The 16,756-nt window shown below is 73.9% G+C and carries 9 protein-coding genes; 2 read left to right on the plus strand and 7 right to left on the minus strand.

Features of this window, described 5'->3' with window-relative positions:
• Positions 1-39 precede the first annotated feature (39 nt).
• Entirely contained in the window at positions 40-333 is a 294-nt protein-coding gene (locus GRQ65_RS04415) for a YiaA/YiaB family inner membrane protein (protein WP_160875523.1), read from the minus strand.
• Between the two features lie 96 nt (positions 334-429).
• On the opposite strand from GRQ65_RS04415, the gene GRQ65_RS04420 reads away from it, so the two are divergent.
• Positions 430-1,761: a DUF2252 domain-containing protein gene (locus GRQ65_RS04420; RefSeq protein WP_160875524.1), complete on the plus strand. Its 1,332-nt coding sequence runs from the start codon at positions 430-432 to the stop codon at positions 1,759-1,761.
• A 20-nt stretch (positions 1,762-1,781) separates the two neighbouring features.
• On the opposite strand, the gene galK is transcribed toward GRQ65_RS04420, so the two are convergent.
• Positions 1,782-2,948 carry a galactokinase gene (galK, locus tag GRQ65_RS04425; RefSeq protein WP_160875525.1) on the minus strand — a complete coding sequence of 389 codons (1,167 nt, stop codon included), beginning with the start codon at positions 2,946-2,948 and terminating at the stop codon, positions 1,782-1,784.
• Positions 2,949-2,972: 24 nt separating this feature from the next.
• Between galK and GRQ65_RS04430 the strand changes: the two genes are divergently transcribed.
• The gene (locus tag GRQ65_RS04430) at positions 2,973-4,409 is read left to right on the plus strand and encodes a GuaB1 family IMP dehydrogenase-related protein (RefSeq protein ID WP_160875526.1); all 1,437 of its coding nucleotides are present in this window, start codon (positions 2,973-2,975) and stop codon (positions 4,407-4,409) included.
• A 3-nt stretch (positions 4,410-4,412) separates the two neighbouring features.
• Here GRQ65_RS04430 and GRQ65_RS04435 read toward each other — a convergent pair whose 3' ends face one another.
• The 5 genes from GRQ65_RS04435 to GRQ65_RS04455 all read right to left on the minus strand — a co-directional run bounded on the left by GRQ65_RS04435 (position 4,413) and on the right by GRQ65_RS04455 (position 16,756).
• On the minus strand, positions 4,413-4,940 hold the full coding sequence (locus tag GRQ65_RS04435; RefSeq protein WP_160875527.1) for a LysR substrate-binding domain-containing protein: 528 nt from the start codon (positions 4,938-4,940) through the stop codon (positions 4,413-4,415).
• A 33-nt stretch (positions 4,941-4,973) separates the two neighbouring features.
• Positions 4,974-10,901 carry a carboxypeptidase regulatory-like domain-containing protein gene (locus GRQ65_RS04440; protein WP_160875528.1) on the minus strand — a complete coding sequence of 1,976 codons (5,928 nt, stop codon included), beginning with the start codon at positions 10,899-10,901 and terminating at the stop codon, positions 4,974-4,976.
• A complete protein-coding gene (locus tag GRQ65_RS04445) occupies positions 10,898-13,579 on the minus strand; it encodes a carboxypeptidase regulatory-like domain-containing protein (RefSeq protein WP_160875529.1) in 2,682 nt (893 codons plus the stop codon). The genes GRQ65_RS04440 and GRQ65_RS04445 overlap by 4 nt, the downstream gene beginning before the upstream one ends.
• A complete protein-coding gene (locus GRQ65_RS23785; RefSeq protein ID WP_160875530.1) occupies positions 13,579-16,038 on the minus strand; it encodes a carboxypeptidase regulatory-like domain-containing protein in 2,460 nt (819 codons plus the stop codon). The genes GRQ65_RS04445 and GRQ65_RS23785 overlap by 1 nt, the downstream gene beginning before the upstream one ends.
• Before the next feature lie 232 nt (positions 16,039-16,270).
• The gene (locus tag GRQ65_RS04455; protein ID WP_160875531.1) at positions 16,271-16,756 is read right to left on the minus strand and encodes a type III secretion system chaperone family protein; all 486 of its coding nucleotides are present in this window, start codon (positions 16,754-16,756) and stop codon (positions 16,271-16,273) included.

Raw genomic sequence — 16,756 nt, forward strand, 5'->3', positions numbered from 1 at the left:
CGCTCGACAGTCGTCGACCACCTGTCGAGTGCGGACGAGTCAGGAGACCGCGCGGAACGGGTCGTGCTCGGCGAGCATCTTGTCGACCCGGGTCTGGTCGAGCCGGACGGCGACCGACTGCGACTCCTGGGCGTCGCGGATGCACTTGGCGAGGGTGAACGCCGAGGTCGTGAGGTAGAGCGTGCCGAGACCGAGGAAGGCCCGGACCCACGGGTCGACGGGCAGGTAGAGCACGGCGTAGAGCATCGCGACGAGGGCGATGGCGAAGGAGAGGCCGGCCTGGAGGAAGAAGGCGGCGGTGTTGCGGTGGCTCGGGGCGGAGTTCGTCGTCATGGGACCAGCCTCGGCGCCGCGTGGGGTCGTCGGCACCGGACGGCGTACCCGGGTGCTCTGAGCCCGCGTACTCACCCTTCGGGGTACCGCACCGCCATGAGCGAGACCGGACCCGACGACGAGCGCACCGAGCTCATCGTCTCGACCCTCGACGACGCCTTCGCACCGCCGATGAAGGCCGACCCGCGGGCGTTCCGCGGCAAGTTCCGCACGATGGCCTCGGACGCGCACGCGTTCTACCGCGGCACGGCCTGCCTGTTCTACGCCGACGTGACCGCCGCCGACGACCCGTACGCCGGCGAGGTGGGCGTGGGGGACACCTCGCGGATCTGGGTGCACGGTGACCTGCACGTCGAGAACTTCGGCACCTACCTCAACTCCGACGGGCTGCTCGTCTTCGACGTCAACGACTTCGACGAGGCCTACCTCGGGCACTTCACCTGGGACCTGCAGCGCTTCGCGGCGTCGCTCGCGCTGGTGGGGTGGCAGAAGGCGCTGCCGGAGGACGACGTACGCCGGCTGATCGGGCGCTACCTGCGCGCCTACCTCGCCCAGGTCGACGCCTACGAGGCGAGTCCCGACGACGAGTTCGCGCTCCACCTCGACAACACCGAGGGCCCGGTGCACGAGGCCCTCGTCGCGGCCCGCGAACGTCGCCGCGCCGACCTGCTGACGAGCGTCACGCTGCGCGACGGCGGCGAGCGTCGGCTCCGCGACGACCCGACCACGCGCCGCCTGGGCAAGCGCGAGCACGCGAAGGTCCTGCGGGCCTACGAGGCCTACCTCGAGACCATCCCGCGCACGAAGCGCTCCTCCAACGCGATCTTCTACGACCTGCAGGACGTGTGCGGCAAGAGCGGCTTCGGGATCGGGTCGGCCGGGCTCCCGGCCTACAACCTGCTCATCGAGGGCGCCAGCCAGGCGCTCGACAACGACGTGCTGCTGTCGATGAAGCAGGCCAACGTGCCGGCGGCGAGCCGCTTCACGGACCAGGAGTCCGTCGAGCGCTACTTCGACCACGAGGGGCACCGCACGGTGGTCAGCCAGCGGGCCCTGCAGAAGCACACCGACCCGCTGCTTGGCTACACCGAGATCGACGGCGTCGGCTTCGTCGTCGCCGAGATCTCGCCCTACGAGGTCGACCTCGACTGGGGCGGGCTGACCGAGCCCGACCAGATCGCCCAGGTCGTGGACCTGCTCGGCCGCGCCACGGCGAAGATCCACTGCGCCTCCGACGAGGACAGCGAGGAGGACCTCGTCGACTTCCAGGTCGAGACCGCCATCCGGGCCTCGGTGGAGGGCCGACGCCGCGAGTTCACCCAGTGGGTGACCGACTTCGGCATCGCCTACGCCGACCGCGTGCGCGCAGACCACGCGCTGTTCGTCTCGGCGTTCCGCGACGGGCGCATCGGCATCTCCGCGACCTGACGAGCGCGTCAGCGGACGCGTCAGACGAGCGCAGCGCCGTCGGAGGGCACCGCCCGCAGGTGCACGGGGGAGCGGAACCCCTCGCGGACGAACGCCGCGTCGACGGCGCGGACGACGGCGTCCACGCGTTCGTCTGCGACGACGGCCACGCTGCTGCCGCCGAACCCGCCGCCGGTCATCCGCGCCGCCACGGCGCCCGCCTCGACCGCGACCGCGACCGCGACGTCGAGCTCGGGGCAGGAGATCTCGAAGTCGTCGCGCATGGAGGCGTGCGAGGCGTCGAAGAGGCGCCCGACCTCGGCCCAGTCCCCGGCCTCGAGGGCGGCGACGGTCGCGGTGACCCGGGCGATCTCGGTGACGATGTGGGTCGCCCGGCGCCGGACCCGCTCGTCGTCGAGGGTCTCGACCGGCTCGAGGGTCGCCTCGCGCAACGTGTCCAGTCCGAGCGCGGCCGCGGCCGCCTCGCAGTCGGCCCGGCGGGCGGCGTACCCGCCGTCGACGAGCTCGTGCGAGACGCGGGTGTCGGTCACGAGCAGCGTGTGGCCGGCGAGGTCGAGCGGCACCTGGGTCGTGCCGCCGCCGGGACCGAAGTCGATGAGCAGGGCGTGTCCCGCCTCGCCCCGCACCGCGACCGTCTGGTCCATCCCGCCGGTCGGGGCGCCGACCACCTCGGTCTCGGCCCGCATGCCCGCCGCGACGAGCGCCTCGCGCACGCCCTCGTCGGCGAGGTCGAGCCCGAGGAGCCCGGCGGCCGCGGCGCCGACGGCGCACTCGAGGGCGGCGCTCGAGGAGAGACCGGCTCCGAGCGGCACCCGGCTGTCGACCACGAGGTCGACGCCGGGCACGGCGTGGCCCGCCTCGCGCAGGGCCCAGAGCACCCCGGCGGCGTAGCCCGCCCAGCCCGGAGCGGACGCCGCCTCGTCGAGGGTGCCCTCCCAGCCGTCGTCCTGCTGGAGGCTCGCGACGCGCACGCGGTCGTCGGCGCGCGCCCGGGCCGCGGCGTACGTCGCGTGGGGGAGCGCCACCGGCAGGCAGAGGCCGGCGTTGTAGTCGGTGTGCTCCCCGATCAGGTTCACGCGTCCGGGCGCCCGGCCCACCACGGTCGGCGGCTCGCCGACGCGCTCGGCGAACCGCTCACGCAGCGCGGCGGACAGGGCGGTCGGGTCTCCGGACTCGGCGAGGTGCACCACGGCAGCCTAGGGTTTGCCCACGTGCGCTTCCTCGACGACCGCCGCCCGTCCCACGACCTGACCTACGACGACGTGTTCATGGTGCCGCGGCGCTCCACCGTCAGCAGCCGCTACGACGTCGACCTGACGACGCACGACGGCACCGGGGCGACGCTCCCGCTGGTGGTGGCCAACATGACGGCCATCGCGGGCAAGCGGATGGCCGAGACGGTCGCACGCCGCGGAGGCATCGTGGTGGTGCCCCAGGACATCCCGATCCCGGTGGTCACCGACGTGGTGTCGTGGGTCAAGCGTCGACACCTGGTCTTCGACACCTGCATCGAGCTGTCGCCGACGCAGACGGTCGCCGAGGCCCTCTCGCTCATCCCGAAGCGCGCCCACCGCTGCGCGGTCGTGGTCGAGGACGGCCGCCCGCTGGGCGTCTTGACCCTCGCCGACTGCGCCGAGGTGGACCGCTTCGCCCAGGCCAGGGACGTCATGCGCCCCGCGGAGGTCACCATCTCCGCCGACACGGACCCGCGCTCGGCGTTCGACCTCCTGGACGCCTCGCGCGCGCCCGTCGCCGTCGGCGTCGACGGCGACGGCCGGCTCGTCGGGGTGCTGACCCGCACCGGCGCGCTGCGCGCCACGCTCTACGAGCCGGCGGTCGACAGCACCGGAGGTCTGCGCATCGCGGCGGCCGTCGGGGTCAACGGCGACGTCGCCGACAAGGCCGCGAGGCTGCTCGAGGCGGGTGTGGACTGCCTCGTCGTCGACACGGCCCACGGCCACCAGGACCGCATGCTGGAGGCGCTCGCCGCCGTCCGTGCGCTCTCGCCGTCGGTGCCGGTCGCGGCCGGCAACGTCGTCTCGGCCGAGGGCACCCGCGACCTCATCGAGGCGGGCGCCGACATCGTCAAGGTCGGCGTCGGTCCGGGCGCGATGTGCACCACCCGGATGATGACCGGGGTCGGGCGCCCGCAGTTCTCGGCGGTGCTCGAGTGCGCCGCGGCCGCCCGCGAGCTCGGCAAGCACGTCTGGGCCGACGGAGGGGTGAGGCACCCGCGCGACGTCGCGCTCGCCCTGGCGGCCGGGGCGTCGTCGGTGATGATCGGCTCGTGGTTCGCCGGGACCCACGAGTCGCCCGGCGACCTGGTCGAGGACTCGTCCGGGCGCTCCTACAAGGCGTCGTTCGGCATGGCCTCGGCGCGCGCCGTCGCCAACCGGACCTCGGCCGACTCGGCGTACGACCGGGCCCGCAAGGGCCTCTACGAGGAGGGCATCAGCTCCTCGCGGATGTACCTCGACCCGGCTCGTCCGGGCGTCGAGGACCTCATCGACGAGATCTGCTCGGGCGTGCGCTCGTCGTGCACGTACGCCGGCGCGCGGTCCCTCGAGGAGTTCCACGAGCGCGCTCTGGTGGGCGTGCAGTCGGCCGCCGGCTTTACCGAGGGCCGCCCGCTCGCGACGTCCTGGTAGTCCTCAGCGCGAGCTGCGGGCCGTGCGTCCGCGCACGATGCCGATGAAGGTCTGGACCCGCTCGTCGTCGTGGTCGACCAGCCAGGCGAGACCGACCCGGGTGGGCTCCACGTCGGTGACGGGGCGGTAGGTCACGTCCTTGCGGTGGTGCAGGCGCGCGATCGACATCGGCACCACCCACACGCCCGTGCCCGCCCCGACGGTCGCGACCACGTCGGCGTCGCTCACCCCGTCCCAGGCCTGGTGGGAGTCGGCGAGGTCCGCTGTGGTGACCTCGTCGAGCAGCGTCAGCTCGTCCTCGACGTTCATGACGGCGACGGCGACCTCCTCGTAGAGCGGGATGAGGTGCAGACCGTCGCGGTCGACGGGCTGCCGCACCAGCGCCATGTCCACGTCACCGGCACGCAGCGCCCGCTCCTGCTCGTCCTGCGTCACCGGCACCAGCTCCAGCGGCTCACGCTGGCGCTCGCGCCACGTGCGGGCCCACTTGTCCGGAGTGGCGCCGGTGACGAAGGCGAGACGGAAGGTCATGCGCCCATCGTGCCCCGTGCCGTCGGGGTCGCCTCAGGGGGTCGTGGGCGGCGGGGTCGCCACGTAGGTCATGGTGATGTCCCCCGACGTGGCCGTCATCGAGTAGGCGACGTCGGCGATCGTGCCGCCGGCGCTGGTCGCCGAGATCGTCCAGGCACCCTCGGGCAACGCGAGGGTGGCCTTGCGGGCACTCGTCAGCACCGACCCCGTGAAGGTCGCGGTCTGGCCGTTGCCTGCGGTGACCGTGATCGTGGCCTCCTGCCCGGCGGGCAGCCCGCTCACGGTGACCTGCGCGTTGCGGGTGGTCTCGACCAGCGTCACCGCCGGGGTCGCCGCGTCGGTCCTCGCCACGGTGAACGTCGTCTCGACGGCCGGCCAGAACGCCGGGGTGAAGCCGGAGGCCGGCGGCGCGATCTTGGCGACGTAGGTGCCCGGTGCCAGCCAGAGCGGCGGGCTGGTGCCGGGCGCTGCGTCCTGGGACCAGAGGGCGGTGGCGGCACCCTGCCGACGGATCGACAGCGACACGGTGCTGGGCGCGGTGTGCCCGGCGATCGCGGTGGCGGTGGACGTCAGCGTGACCTTGCCCTCCTCGACGTCGAGCGAGCCGGTCGCGTCCGTCGTGGTGTCCGCGCCGGACACCTGCAGTGCCCCGGCCGCGCAGCCGAGGCGGGTGTCCTTCTCGGCGCCAGGCTGCGTCAGCGCGGAGACAGCGCCGCTGTGACCGCTCGGCAGGGTGAGGGTCACCGTCCAGCAACCGGCTCCCAGCTGGGCGAACGAGCCGGTGAAGGTGCCACCCGACCCGCTCAGCGTGGTGCTGAGGGGCGCCGCCGTGCCTCGCTTGACCTCGAGGGTCGCACCCGAGAGAGGGTCGTCGCTGCGGCTCGTGGTGACGGTGATGGTCGCGGCCCGGCTGACCTCCGTCAGGGTGACGTCCTGAGCGGGGACGGCGCCGAGCTCGTGGTCGAAGGTGAGGTCGACCGGGGTCGCGGCCCGGAACCGGTAGGCCGCCACGCTGAGCCGGTAGGGGCCGTCGGGCACGTTGCGGAACTCGTAGCGACCATCGGCTCCGGTGGTGACGCTCAGGGGCGAGCCGTTGGTGCCGATGGCCGGGGCGCCGGCCGGGCACCGACCGGCGCCGTACGGCGTGCCGGAGCCGCAGGTCAGCTGGACCACGGCCCCCGACACCGCCCCCGACGGGGTGCCCCCGGTGACGCGTCCCGTCAGGGTGTTGGCGCCGCGACCGATCGGCATGTACACCGACGGCGTGCCACCCTCGGGGACCGTGACGTAGAGCGTGGAGGTGATCAGGCCCGGCCCACTGGCCGTGATCGTGTAGCTGCCCGGCACGATCTGAGCTGCGAGGTAGTCACCGGGCGTGCCGGTGCTCTCCACGGCGGTGATGTCGCCGAGGCCGGCTTGGCGCAGGGTCACGCTCGCGCCGTCGACGGCCGCCCGCGCGGAGTCCTGGAGGTGGACCGTGAAGTCGACGGGCGTCGCTCGGACCGTCACGTCGGCGCTGCTCGTGCTGCCGTTGGCCACCGTCACGAGGGTGCCGCGCTGAGCGCTCGACGGAGCGCCGGCGGGCAACGGCTCCGGCTTGAAGCCGGCGTTGTCCACCTGCAGGAGCCACGTGCCCGGCTCAAGCCCCTGCCGGTCGACGGTGCCCGCGACGGTGAAGTCGCCGTCGGCGTCGGTCGTGGCCGTGAACACCTCGCTCGAGCTGAGCGCGGTGCAGAAGGTCGTGCCGCCGGAGGATGACAGGACCGTGCAGCGGGTCGCGGTGACCCGCGTGAGCGCGAGCATCCGGAACGGCGTGGTGTTCGGCGCTGCGGCGATGATGCCGCGCACCGTGCCCTCGATCGTGCCGAGCCGGGTCGTCTGCACCGTGCACACGGTGGTGAGACCCGGTGCGACGTCGGCGGATCCGCTCGAGAGCGTGCGGTTGCACGTGACGCTGTAGCGGCCGGAGGAGACCGCGGAGTCGGCCCAGACCACGCCGGCGGCCCGCACCCGCACGGCGTAGGACTCGGTGTCGGCGGGGCTCAGGTCGTCGAAGGTGACCGCGTTGCCCGTGCCGGAGGGCAGCGTGCGGCTGGTGGCCGCGGCGCCGTTGCTGCTGGTCGAGAGCGTGACCTGCGCGCCGGTGACCTGCTGGTTGAACTGGTCGACGACCCGCACCTCGATCGCGCCGTGACGCTGCATCGTGAGCGGCTGGTCGAACGTGCACGCGCCGTTGACGGCGCAGGACATGGTCGCGCTGGTGCTGTCGAAGCCCGGGAGGGAGACCCCGACCGAGTAGGTGCCGGGGCGCACGGAACCGTCGGGGTAGCGCGGGTCGGCCCAGACGAGCCCACCGCTGATCCCGCTGGTGCCACCCCCGGGGTTGCGCAGGGCCGCGCTCACCGGGGACCCGTCGCGGGCGGACGCCGTCACGGTGGCGTTGCGCCAGTCGACGGAGGTGCCGGGGTTGGTGGTCGCGGACAGGGTCTGGGCCACCGGGGCGGGATCGAGGGTGAACTCGTTGAGGCTCTGGGTCTCGAGCTTGCGGTTGGCGAGGGAGACCGACCGGTAGCCAGGGGCGGTGATCGTCAGCGTGGTGGCCGTCTTGGAGACGAAGCCGGAGTTGAGCGCCGCCGCCGTGCCCGTCGGGACGTCGGTGCCGCTGCACGGGTAGACCCCGGCCGGTGCCTGCGCGTCCGGCACGATCGCGAAGCAGCCCGCGGTGTTGCTCACCGCCCGCGCGCGCCCGTTGCGTGCCGTGGTCCCGTCGTAGTCCTGCGGTGCGGTCACGTCGACCGTCGCGCCTTGCACGGGGCGGGTGGTGCCGTCGATCACCGTGGTGAGCCGACCCGTGACCGTCGTGATCTTGTTGATCATCGGCACCAGCAGCGTCACGGCGTTGTTGAGCCCGACGTAGACGGTGCGGGTGCCGCTGCGCGCCGTGCCGTCGACGGTGTCGCTCGCGGCGACCGTGTAGGTCCCGGCCTGGAGGGGGCCGGACTCCCAGGTGCCCGCGTCGGTCGCGACGGGGGCGGCGTTGTTGACCGACACGGTGGCCCCGGTCGCCACGGTGAGCTGGTTGTCGTCACCCGGGACCATCACGGTGACGGCGAGCGTTCCGTAGCGGTCCACCACGGGGTCGTAGTCGAGGCTGTCACCGGCGGCGAGCACCACCTGGCGTCCGTTGGTGATCTTGAAGTCCGTGTCCGTCGGGACGACGTAGACCGTGTAGGTGCCCAGCACGGGCACCTCGACGGAGTAGTCACCGGTGCCGTCCACCGACGCGCACCGGATCTGGGCGGCCGTCACCGGCGCGCCGTCGTAGTCGAGGTGCGACGTGGCGCATGTCGTGCCGTCGACGTCGTCGCAGTCCTGGGCCGACGGGGATGTCGAGTCCTGGTCGGTGCCGGGCACGACGTAGACACAGGTGCGGCTGTCCGGCTTGTCCGAGACCACGGTGCTCACCGTGCCGCTGATCCGCGGCGACCGCAGCAGCCGGGCGGGGTCCGCGGTGACGGTGGCGGCCTGAGGCGCCTGCACGTCGACGGTGGCCGGGAGGTAGTGCGGAGCGGTCACGAGGACCTGGTGCACCCCGGGCAGCAGCCCGAGACCGCTGCTCGCGGGCGGCAGGGTGTACTGCTCGCCGCGGGCGAAGGTCGTCGTGTAGGTCGCCGGCTTCTCCGAGCCGTCGGCCTGGATCGCCGTCGCCTCGACCGTGGCGCTGAGGCACTTGTCCGTGTCGTCGGCACAGGTGGCGAGGGCGTTGCCCGTCCCGGCGTCGACCGCCCGGCCGGTGATCTTGCTCGAGGCGGGCAGCACCCCGCCGGGCTGGACCTCGAGCGTGCGGTCCTCGGTGACGGTGCCGCCCGCGGTGACCTCGACGGTGACGGAGTCGGTGATGTAGCCGAAGAGCTGGGTGGTGAGGGTGTAGGTGCCGGGGGTGACGCCGCTGAAGCGGTAGGCGCCGGGGTCGGAGGAGGTGGTGGTCGTCTTGTAGGTGTCGGTGTCGTTGGTCAGCACCTGACCGGCGCCGACCAGGTCGTCGCCGTCGCGTGAGGTGACGTGGCCGGTGACGACGCCGGTCGAGGCGGTCAGCGGGTCGACGTCGAGACGCTGGCCGCCGTCGCCGCGGCCGAACGTCACCGTGCTGACCTGGGTCTGGTAGCCGGTGCCGGTGACCGTGACGGTGTAGGTGCCGGGGACGGGGAGGTCCGGCACCGTGTAGCGACCGATCGTCGAGCCGGTGAGCGTCGTCGTGTGGCGCACCAGGTCGGCGCCGTCGGTCACGGTGACGTCGATGCCACCGAGACCGCCCACCGAGCCGTTGGCCCGGGTGCCGCTGACCTTGCCGCTGAGGGTCCCGACACCGGTTCGCATGCTGAGGTCGCGCTCCGCGTCACCACCGGCCGCGAGGTCGACCTGCGCCGACTCGGTCGACAGGCCCTCCCGCGCCGCGGTGACGACGTACGTCGCCGGCGTCGAGAGGCCCTCGACCGACCAGCGGCCCTTGCCGTCGCCCTTGGTGACGGTGCTGGTGGTGATCGTGCTGGTGCCGTCGGTGAGCGTGATGGTCGCGCCACCGATCGCGCCGTCCGGGCCGCTGACCCGTCCGCGCAGGCTGCCCTCGCCGGGCTGGAGGTCGACCGTCAGCGGCTCCGCGGCCTGCTCCGAGCTGGAGTCGACGACGAACTTCTGGGTCTGGTAGCCGGGCTTGGAGAAGGTCAGCAGGTAGTAGCCCGGGGCCGAGATGCTCGGGAAGGACCACGAGCCGTCGTCGGTGGTGCTGGCCGAGCGGGTCGTCGGCGTCGCGCGCGGCACGGTCAGGGCGAAGGCCTGCGACGGGCTCATCCCGGTCGCCGCGAGGGCGACGCTGTCGACGCCCACGGCCTGTGCGCCCTGAGCCTCCTCGTCGACCAGCGAGGTCGGCTCGAGGCTGACGGTGACCCCGCCGGGATCGGCCGCCTGGACCGTGCCGGTGAGCTGCAGCTGCGGCGTGGTCCTCGCGACCGCGGGCTGCGCCTGGGTGCCACCTCCGGCACCTGCTGCGCCGTCGGCGCCTCCGGCCCCGTCCGCGCCACCGGCACCGCCTGCGCCGCCCGAGCCGCCGGCACCTCCTGACCCGCCGGACCCGTCGCCCGCCCCGCCCTCGTCACCGGTGCCGGCCACCGTCGTGGTCTGCTCACGGTCGGGGCGCACCGAGTCGGCGAGCTTGGGGATGAAGACGACGGCCGCGGTGAGCCAGACCCCGAGGACGAGCACCAGCGCCAGCAGCCTCACCGCCGCCGGGCCGACGAGGGCGCGCTGGGTGAGCGTGCCGTCGAGCCGGCGTACGACGGCAGGCCCGGCCGCGGTGACCGTGAAGGTGTGCCGGGCGGTGGCGCCGACGCGGTTGCGGCGGTTGGCGCTGACGCGACCACGCACCTTGACGACCTCGCCGGGGGCGACCTCGACGTGGTCGCGGCGCAGCCGGACGTGCACGCCGCGAGAGGTCGTGGTGCTGAGGTCGACGGGCACCGTCTCCGTGCCGGTGTTGCGCAGGGTCACCGCGAGCGGACCGCCGTGACGGGCGACGAGCTCGCGCGGGTTGAGGTCGACCACGAGCTGCGCGCGGGGGTTGACGACGAGACGGCACTGCGCGACGCCCGGGGCGGTCTCGGAGACCTGGTGGGTGGTCGGGTCCACCGCCTGGACCGCGACCGCGAAGGGGTACTGCGCCGGGAAGGTGCCGACCGGGGGCAGGACGGCGATCTCGACGACCCTCGTCTCGCCGGGACCGATCGCGTCGGTCATGACCGAGCCGGAGACCCAGCCCGGCTCGAGACCGAGCAGGTTGACGTTGAGCACGCGCGGGTCGGGCGCCACGTTGGTGACGCTCACCCGCACCGTGCTCCGCGCCCCGGCGGCGGTGCGCAGGACCGGGTCGACGGAGACGAGCGGTGCGCTCTCGGGTGCGGTCGTCATGGTGTCCCGGCTGTCGTGGCGAGCGGCCTGCTGCTCTGGCCGGCGGTGGTGGTGATCGTGGTGGTGACGGCCTGGCTGGTGCTCACCTGGACGGTCCGGCTGCCGGCCGGCGCGGCCGCGGCACTGCGCCGGACCTGGACGACGTAGGCCTGCGGTGCGTCGACGTCGGCGAAGCTGAAGGTGCCGCCGGCGCCGGTGGTCGTCGTGAGGTACGGCGTGCGCGGGTAGTCGCCCGAGCGGTAGAGCTCGACGACCCAGCCGGCCGGCACGGGCTCGCCGCCCGGTCGCACGACCGTGCCGGAGACCGACGCCGAGGCGGCGAGCTGGAGCGGGTAGTCGCGCTCGTCGCCCGCGGCCAGCTCGACGATCGTCGAGGTGGGCGTGATGCCGGTGCGGCTGGTGCTCAGCGTGTAGGTGCCCGGCGGGACCGACTCGAAGCGGTAGTGCCCGGCCAGCGCCGCCGGGACGCTGGCGGACACGACGCTGTAGGTGTCGGTGCCGGAGGAGAGCGTGACGGTGACCTCGCCGGCCGCCGTGGTGGCGCCGCTCGAGAGCTTCTGGGTCACGGTGCCCTCGAGGACGGCGGTCGCGGGCTCCATCGTCGCGTCCACGCCGGAGGCGCTGCTGCCCCCGGAGACCAGGTTGCCGGCGCTGTCCAGGACGACGGAGAGCGTCTGCGACGACAGGTCGGCGCGGCTGAACGTCACCGTGTAGGTCCCGGGGAGGCTCAGCCCCGTCGCGGTCCAGCGGCCGGGCTTGGCCTGCTTGCCCTCCGAGCTGGTCGCGGTCTGGATCGTCTGCGTGCCGTCGGTGATCGTCACGACCACACCCTCGGCCGCGGACCCGTCGCGCAGCGTGACGGTGCCGCCGATCGCGCCCGAGGCCTTGCCCAGGGTCATCCCGACCCCGACGAGGCGCTGCCCCTCGGCCAGGGAGAGCGTCATGGTCTGCGAGGCGTAGCCGTCGAGGCTGGCCACGACGGTGTAGGACCCCGGCGTGGTGAGGCCCCGCAGGGTGAAGGCGCCCACGTCGCCCTCGGTGAGCGACATCGTGGTCACGCTGCTGGTGCCCGACGTGGCGGTGACGGTCGCGCCGCCGAGCGGTCCGCCGGCACTGCTCAGCGTGCCGGAGATGACGCCGTCGCCCTTGCGGAGCGCGATCTCGACGCCCGTGCGCTCCTCACCCGCTCCGATGTCGATGCGCTGGGTCGAGGTGGCGTAGCCGGGCTTGGTGACGACCAGGTCGTAGATGCTCGGCGACGGCACGTTGCTCAGCTGGAAGGTGCCGTCCGCGCCGATCGGCACCGACATGACCTGGGCACCCTGCTCGGCCGTAGTGGCGCTGTCACCGCTGGTGGGGGCAGCCCCCGCGGTGCCCACCGGCGTCCGCAGGGTCAGCGTCGCGGTGGAGACGTCGTCGCCGACGACGCGCCCCGCGATCGAGGCCGGCACGCCTCCGAGGGCGACGTCGAGCCCCAGCTTGACCTCGCCGGCCCCGAGCGTGACGGTGTCGGCGTTGCTCGCGTCGAGGGCCTGGGGATACCAGAGCTGGGTGAAGCCGGCCCCGCGGTAGGTGATCTTGTAGTCGCCGACCGGCAGCTCGCCGACCTTCCACACCCCGGTGTCGTCGGTCGCGGTGGTCGCGACGGGGTCGGCGGTGTCGCCCGCGGCGTAGACGGCGACGGCGACCCCGGCCACCGGCGCGCCCGAGGTCAGCAGGCTCACCGTTCCGCCGACGCCGGTGCCCGAGCCGGCACCCGAGGCTGCGCTGTCGCGCGCGGCCGCGACCTCGAGCGCGAGGTTGCGGTCGGCGGCCGACTGGCCGACCAGGCGGGAGAGGGCGAGGGTGATGACGACGGCGAAGACCGTGACGGCGAGGAGCAGCCCGAGCAGCGAGAGCGGCCCGCGGGTCATCAGGGCCTTCTGCACGAACGTCGCGTGGGTGACCGGCACGTCCTCCGGGATGGCCGGGGGCGGCAGCTTCGTCTTGCGACGACGGCCCGGGACCTTCAGCCGCGCCGCGTCGGCGGCGTCGGCGGCGGGGTCGGCGGGGTCGGCGGGCGCAGCCGGCGGGGCCGCCGGGGTCGCCGGTCCGGGGGTGCCGACGCCGACGGTGAGCACGCGCAGGACCGGAGCGCCGAAGAGCGTCTGGCGGGCACTCGCCCGGACGTCGACGACGCCGTGCTCGCCGGGGGCCAGGTCGAGGGCCGGGGGGTCGAAGCGGAACTTCACGCGTCGCTCGGGGTCCTGTCCCAGGAGCGAGCCCGAGAGCGGGGTGTTGCCGGAGTTCTCGACCAGCAGGCTGAACCGGGCGCTACGACCGGAGGTGGCGGTGAGGGGGTCGACGCGCAGCGTCGTCAGCGGGGCCTCGGGGACCCGCAGCACGACCTCGTCGATGCTGCTGGCCTCCGGCGGGGTCAGCTCGCGGACCTGGACCGAGATGCGGCGCTCGCCCGCGGTGATGCCGGGCGGGACCGTGATCTGGGCCAGGACCGTCCGGGTCTCCTCGGGGAACAGCGACAGCTCGTCGTCGGGCAGCTCCACCCAGGTCGGGTCGGCGCCCAGCACCCGGAGGACGAACCCCGCGATCAGGTCGCCGGTGTTGGTGATCGTGACCGTGACCGGCACGGGCACGCCGGGGACGGCGTCGAGCCGTCGGGGGGAGACGTCGACCTGCATCAGGAGCCCAGCCTGAGCGCCTGGGTCACGTCGCCGCCCTCGGTGACGGTGACCATCGCCGTCTGCTGGGTCAGCCCGGCGGCGGTGACGGTGATGCTGTAGGTGCCCGCGGGCAGGCCGGCGAGGCGGTAGCCGCCCTGGGAGAGCGCCGTGCCGGGCGCGCCCGAGGTGGTGGTCCAGGTCCGGTTGCCGTTGCTCGCGGTGATCGTGGCGCCGTCGTAGCGGCGTCCGTCGGGGCCCGTGACCGTGCCCGAGACCGTGCCGAGCTGGGAGTGCATGGTGACCTTGACCGTCGGTGCGGGACCGTCGGCGGTCAGGCTGACGGGGACCGTCTCCGGGGCGTAGCCGTCGAGGGTGAAGGTCAGGGTGTACTCCCCGGGGGCCTGCAGACCGTTGAGGGAGAAGGTGCCGACCAGGCCCTGGGTGAGCGTCGTCGTGGCCGGGGCGCCGGTGGTCCCGGTCGTGCCGGAGGTGCCCGTGCCACCCGTGCCGCCCGTGACGTCGCTCGTGCCGGTGGAGCCCGTGGTGCCGGCCGCGCCGGTGCTGCTGCCGCCGACCCAGACCTGCACGCCGCCGAGCTTGGTGCCGCCGGGTCCGGTGACGCGCCCCGAGACGCTGCCGGTGCCGCGGGCGAGGGTCACCGACAGGTCGGTGCGGCTCTCGCCGGCGGCGAGGTCGACGATCTCGGTGCTGCTGCCGTGACCGTCGGCGGTGAAGGTCAGCACGTAGGTGCCGGGTGTCGGCAGGTCGCCGAGCGTGAAGGCGCCGACGGCGCCCACCGTCGGGGTGACGACGCTGACCTGCTCGCCGCCGCTCTCGGTCGTCACGGTGACGTTGCCGATGGGGCCGCCGGCGTCCTTCACCGTCCCGCTGATCTGGCCACCGCCGGCGCTCAGCACCACGCTCGGCTGGAGCCGCTGCTCGCCCCCGTTGACGGTGGTGAGGACCTTCGTGGCGGCGTACCCCGGGGAGGTGAAGGAGAGCTCGTAGGTCGCCGGCGCGGGCAGACCCGGGAGCGTGTAGCCGCCGTCGCCGCCTGTGGTCGTGCGTGCGACGACGGTGCCCGCGGCGGCGGGCGCGTCGCTGCCCGGCGCCGGCACGACCGGTGCTGCGCCCTGCGTGGTGCCGCCCGCGACGCGGGCGACGACGGTGGTCACGGGCGGGGTGAGCGCGGAGCCCGGGTCGACCGAGCCGGAGACCTGCGCCGGCAGGCCGGCGACGACCGCGTCGATGCCCTGGGTGCTGCCCTGCGCGGCGACGTTCACCTCCGTCGCGCCCCGGCGGCTGGGGGCGGCGGGATACCACACCGGAGTGAAGCCGTCGGCGCTGAACTTCAGGACGTACGCCGTCGGGAACAGCCCCGCGAGGGAGTAGGTGCCGTCGGCCTGTGACGCCGCCTGGCTGACCAGCACCGGACCGTCGCGGCCGGTGCGGTAGGCCTGCACGAGGATCCGGCCGACGGGCTGCTGGCTGCTGGCTGCCGTCACCGTGCCGCTGATGGCACCCCCGACCCCGGGGTCGAGCAGCCCGGTCTTGGACATGGCGCCGGCGGGCGCCGCGGCGGTGCCCGCCCCGGCGGTCGCGGCGGCACCGTCGGCACCCGCGGCCCCGCCGACGGTGGCGTCGGCTGCGGCGGCGTCGTCGGAGGTGGTGAAGAACGACGCGGGCGCGGTCTTGGTGACCGGGTCGCCTGCGAAGACCTGGGTCAGACCGAGCAGGAACGCCGCTGCCCAGAGCCCGATGATCGTGAGCAGGACCAGGGCCGTGATCAGGCCGCGGCTGATGGTGGGTCGCTGCCGCAGCCGCAGCGCGACCTCGTCCTCGACGTCCGGTCCCTGGTCGGCCTCGCCCATCGCCGGGATGGAGTAGGCGCGGCGGCCGGTGAGCACGACCCGGACCGGGCGCTCCACCTCGCCTCCGGTGAGCATGCGCGGACCCCGCACCACCAGCAGCACCGGGGTGCTCGTGCCGGGCTCGACGCGCAGGGTCTCCGGCGAGAAGCGCGTCGCCGTGCGGGAGTCCTCGAGGACGGAGCCGAGCGTCGCGTCGAGCGCGACGTTGCCGGTGTTCTCGACCGCGAGCAGGAAGCGCCCGGCCCGTCGCGCCCGGACCACCTCGGGGGAGCGGACCACGCGGGCTGCCGGACGCGCCGACACCGAGAGGTCGATGTCGAGGTGCTGGGTGGGCGCACCCGCGCCGTGGCTGACCACCTCGACGGTGACCGGGTGAGTCCCGGCGGGCTGCGTCGTGGGCACCGTGATCGACACCCGGAGCTGGCCGGTCGCGTCCGGGAAGAGCGGCAGCAGCTGCGGCTCGACCGCCACCTCGGCGTCCGGCAGACCGATGACGCGGGCGGTGACGCCGTCGATGAGGTCGCCGGTGTTGACCACGTCGACGACCACCTCGACGGTGGCTCCGGGCTCGACCTGCCGGACCTGCTGGTCGGTGGCTACGCGCACGGCAGCGGCTCCGCGGTCCGCAACGGTGCGGTACCGGACAAGAGGGACAAGACGGGCGTCCCTTCGTGTCGGGTCCCGGACGACGCCAGAAGCCTAAGCAGCCCGCCTCAGACCCACCATGGTCCATGCGAGCCATATCGGCATGGTCAGGACCGCGTCGACCCCGGTCGGCGAGCCGCCCGTCTGGGGCCACCCCCGGCGCGCGGCCGGTCGCGCGCAGGCGGGGGTGCCCTCAGTCGGCCTCGATCTGCGCGACGATGTCGGCCACCGGCACCGAGCCGGCGACGACGGCCACGAGCCCGGACAGGTAGCGGTCCATGACCCGGATGTTCGCGGCGGCCAGGTCCAGCACGACCGCCTGGAGCACATCGGGGTCGTCGAGGACGACGTCGGGCAGCGTGGCGAGCTCCAACCCGGTGCGCACCCGTGGCTCACCGCTGTCGCGGTCGAGCTCGAAGGTCGCCGCGACGAGGCCGAGGTTGGCCCGGTCGACGAACTCCGACATCCGCTGCATCGTCGCGTCGTCGCCCTCGGCGACGTCGACGGGGGAGAGGGAGTAGAAGACGAACAGGTCGTTGTCGTCGTCGGTGATGACGAGCGCCGACCAGTCGCCGTCGCTGCCCTCCACGTCGACGGCGTACCCGCCGTCGTCGTCCATCTCCGTCGTCGGCCAGTCGGCGAAGGCCCGGCCGGCGGCCTCGAAGATCCGTCCGCCCAC

This window comes from Nocardioides flavescens (assembly GCF_009823805.1).
GTDB classification, from domain to species: domain Bacteria; phylum Actinomycetota; class Actinomycetes; order Propionibacteriales; family Nocardioidaceae; genus Nocardioides; species Nocardioides flavescens.